3 protein-coding genes and 1 pseudogene are annotated in these 3,767 nt (G+C 74.6%); 1 reads left to right on the top strand and 3 read right to left on the bottom strand.

What is annotated here, in order from left to right; translation table 11 throughout:
- A partial coding sequence (locus tag CCN56_RS24715; protein ID WP_143664615.1) for a phospholipase domain-containing protein occupies nt 1-514 on the top strand: 514 nt, incomplete at its 5' end.
- 57 nt (nt 515-571) lie between these two features.
- Here CCN56_RS24715 and CCN56_RS24710 read toward each other — a convergent pair.
- From CCN56_RS24710 to CCN56_RS43390, 3 genes and pseudogenes are all read right to left on the bottom strand, one after another.
- A complete protein-coding gene (locus tag CCN56_RS24710) occupies nt 572-1,348 on the bottom strand; it encodes a phosphate ABC transporter ATP-binding protein (RefSeq protein WP_086830097.1) in 777 nt (258 codons plus the stop codon).
- A gap of 8 nt (nt 1,349-1,356) precedes the next feature.
- A complete protein-coding gene (locus tag CCN56_RS24705) occupies nt 1,357-2,244 on the bottom strand; it encodes a class E sortase (protein WP_086830096.1) in 888 nt (295 codons plus the stop codon).
- Between the two features lie 26 nt (nt 2,245-2,270).
- A pseudogene (locus CCN56_RS43390) lies at nt 2,271-3,767 on the bottom strand (hypothetical protein); the annotation flags it as partial.

Below are 3,767 nucleotides of genomic sequence, written 5' to 3'. Positions count from 1 at the left end.
GTCGGCGGGCACCTACACCCTCACCTTCAGCGGCGGCCCGGCGGCGGGCGCCCAGTTCTACGTGACGTCGGCGAACCGCACGGACGTCCCGTGGACGTACACGGCCGAGGCGAACAAGTCGATCGCCGACACCTGGAACACCAAGTACTCCAAGGGCACCACGGACCTCACGGTCCACGGCCCCAACGGCTTCCTCCGCCGCTTCCGCTCCCCCGGCAAGACGGCGGTCCCGGAGGTGACGGCCCGGCACAACGCCACCACGGGCACCCTGGACCTCACCTTCGTCAACGCGGGCGCGGCGACGACGGTGAGCATCGCGAACGCCTACGGCACCACGGTGTCCCTCGCCGTCCCGAAGGGCACCACGACCCACAGCGTCGACGTCTCCGCCGCCCACCACTGGTACGACGTCACGATCACCTCCCCGGTCCACGCGGACTTCCTCCGCCGCCTGGCCGGACACGTCGAGACCGGTGCCGCGAGCCAGTCCGACCCGGGCATCCTGACCGCCTGATCACACGGTGAGGGCCCGTACGCGACGCGTACGGGCCCTCACCGCGTTCCCCGCCGCTCAGCCGAAGCGGCCCTCCACGTAGTCCGCGGTGCGCTGGTCCTGCGGGCTGGAGAACATCACGTCCGTGGGGCCGTGCTCGACGATCACGCCCGGCGTCGCCTGCTCCGCGAGGAAGAAGGCGCACTGGTCGGAGACCCGGGCCGCCTGCTGCATGTTGTGGGTGACGATCACGATGGTGACCTCCTCCGCGAGCTCCCGGATCGTCTCCTCGATCCGCCGGGTCGACGTGGGGTCGAGCGCCGAGCACGGCTCGTCCATCAGCAGGATCCGCGGCCGGACCGCCAGCGAGCGGGCGATGCACAGACGCTGCTGCTGACCGCCGGAGAGCGCCCCGCCCGGCTGGCGCAGCCGGTCGCGGACCTCCTTCCACAGGCCTGCCCGGGTCAGGCACTCCTCCACGAGCACGTCCCGGTCGGCGGCGGAGACCCGGACGCCGGTCAGCTTCAGGCCCGCCGTCACGTTGTCGTACACCGACATCGCCGGGAACGGGTTCGGCTTCTGGAAGACCATGCCGATGTCGCGGCGGGCCTCGGTGAGCCGGCGCCCGCGCGCGTAGATGTCCTCGCCGTCCAGGAGCACCTCTCCCGCGAGCTCGGCGCCCGGGATCAGCTCGTGCATCCGGTTGAGGATGCGCAGGAAGGTCGACTTGCCGCAGCCGGAGGGCCCGATGAGCGCGGTGACCCGGCCGGCGGGCATGGTCAGCGAGACCCGGTTGAGGACCTTGCGGGAGCCGAACCAGGCGGAGAGGGAACGTGCGTCCAGATGGGAAGCCACGACTGTCCTTACAGGAGGTTGGGAAGGAGGAGCGCCGCCTTGTCGCCGGCCGTGAGGCCGAGCGTGACGAGGACGGGGAAGCCGACGAGCCAGACGTGCGCGCGGGGCACCCGCGTCCGCGCCCAGACCAGCAGCGCCGCCGCGAGGAGCAGGGCCTGCGCCCACAGCACCAGCGGGAGCCAGGCCGAGGCCTGGCCGGCGAGCGGGAGTTCGCCGTCCGGGACGCGGCCGAAGCGGAAGGCGGGGACGGCTCCCGGCTGGGGCGGGGAGATCAGCTCGGCGTCGACCTGGAGGACCCCGTCCGGGCGGTACGGGGAGCCGGTCGCGGTCATCAGCGTGAGCCGGCCCTGCCCGGCCTGGATGGCGGGCGGCTTGGGGTCGCCCGCCCTGCGGATCCCCGTCACCCGGTACGTGTGCTCGCCCTGGCCGGTGACGACCTTGATCGACTCGCCGGGCTGCAGGGTGTCCAGGTGCCGGAACGGCCCCCCGTACCCCGCCCGGCGGCCCATGACGATGCTGTTCCCGGCCTGCCCGGGCAGCACCGTGTCACGGCGGTGCCCGGGCCCCGCGGCGAGCACCTCGGCGGAGCTGCCCTCCCGGATCACCTCCTTCACGCCGAGCTGAGGGATCTTCAGCAGGGCGACGGGGGCGCCCGGTTCGGTGGACGGGCCGATCGGCGCGGTGGCCTCGGCCAGCGAGCCGCGCAGATCGGCGTAGCCGACGCGGCGGTCCCGCTCCTGGCGGAGGTCGCCGAGCGGTCCGACCTCGGCGACGAATCCGAGGAGCAGCGCGCCCAGGATCGCCAGGGTGCCGCCGACCGTCCACAGCCGGCTGGAGCGGGGTGCGGGCCCGGCGGGGGCGGGGCGCACGTCCACCGGGGTGAGGGTGGCTGTCATCGGGTGTGCTCCGTACGTCGGGGGGTTCAGTGGGTGCCGGAGGTGAGCAGTCCGCGGCGGCGGGCCCACCGGACGGCGAAGGTGCCGGCGGCCACCAGGGCGGCCGCGAGCAGGCCGAGCAGCAGGGGGTCGGCTCCGGTGTGCGCCAGGCCGCCGCCTCCGTGGCCGCCGCCGCTGCCGCCGGCCCCGCCCGCGCCCGGGGCGCCACCGGAGCCGGAGCCGGAGCCGTCCGTGCCGCCCGCGTCGGAGGGGCCGGTGGCCGAGGGGGAGGCGGTGGTGGGCCGGATGCTGGTGGAGACGCCGACGGTGTCGCCGCCGGTCGCGGGGGCCGAGGCGGTGTCGGTGGCGGTCGGGCTCGCGGTCGCCGAGGGGGAGGTGGTATCGGTCGGCGAGGCGGTGGCCGTGTCGCTCGGGGTGGCGGTCGCCGTGCCGGTGGGGGTCGCCGTGGACGTCGGCGTACCGGTCGGGGTGCCGCTGGGCGTACCGGTCGGGTGCGTGCCGCCCGGGTCGGTGTCCTGGTAGACGGTGGGCGAGGTGAACCAGAGCGATCCGGTGAAGTCCCCGTACGTCTCGGTGCCGAAGGCCTTCCGGCAGATCACCGTCAGGTCGTACCGGCCTTCGAGGGTGGTGAATCCGGCCTCGTTGGCGTAGTCCCGCATGGTCATGGTCAGCGGCACGACGAAGCCGGTGCCGGTCGGGTCCTGCCCGTAGGTGGTGAGGGGGGCGTTGCCGACCACGTTCTTGCCGTCGGCGGGGAAGCCCTTGCCGGTCACCTTCACGAGGACGTGGGTGGCGGGCGCAGGGCAGGCGCCGGAGGTGGTCAGGGCGATGCTGGTGTCGTCGGCGCCCTCGCCCGGGGTGATGCGTGCGGTGCCCAGCGGGGCGGCCGTGGCGGCCGGGACGGTGAGGATGCCGACGCCGGCGAGGGCCGTCGTCGTGGCGAGCGCCATGCCGGCCGCGGTCCGCCGGGTGAGGCGACTGAACTGCACGATGAGCTCCTTGTCGGGGAGTTCGGGGTTCTCGGGCTTCTCGGTGGACGTCTTCGGGGCCGCCGCCGCCTTCGGCCGGCGCCCGTTCCGCCGCGCCCGAACGCGCCACATGACGCCCGCGGCCAGGAGGAGGAGCAGGCCGAGCGCCGTCCACGGCACCGTCCACAGCGGCACCGAGCGGGTCAGCGAGGGGAGCCGGGGGTCGACGCCGTCCCGGGTCCGCACGGGCTGGACGGAGACGACGGCGGAGGCGTGGAACAGCGGTGCGATGCCCTCGGCCTCGGCGGTGACGGTCAGGGCGCTGCCGGGCAGCAGTTCGCCGAGGTCGCGGACGCCGGAGGCGAGGACCGAGGAGCCGAAGAGGCCGTTGACGCGGACGGCCTGGCGGGCGCCGAGCCGCACGTTCCCGGTGTTGCGGACGGTGTAGGTGACGGTGGCGGTGCCGGCCGCGAGGGGGTTGGGGCTGCCGTGGTACTCGGCGTGGACGCCGTCCACGGTGAGCTCCGGGCGGAGCGCGCCCGCGACCCGCAGGTA

Origin of the sequence: Streptomyces sp. NRRL B-24572, from assembly GCF_002156145.1 — a bacterium.
Classification (GTDB): Bacteria; Actinomycetota; Actinomycetes; order Streptomycetales; family Streptomycetaceae; genus Streptomyces; species Streptomyces vietnamensis.
This window is presented reverse-complemented; position numbering and strand designations above follow the sequence as displayed.

What these genes read in the sequence shown, in the direction of transcription:
- CCN56_RS24705 (WP_086830096.1), bottom strand. Translation starts at nt 2,244, where the DNA reads ATGACAGCCACCCTCACCCCGGTGGACGTGCGCCCCGCCCCCGCCGGG.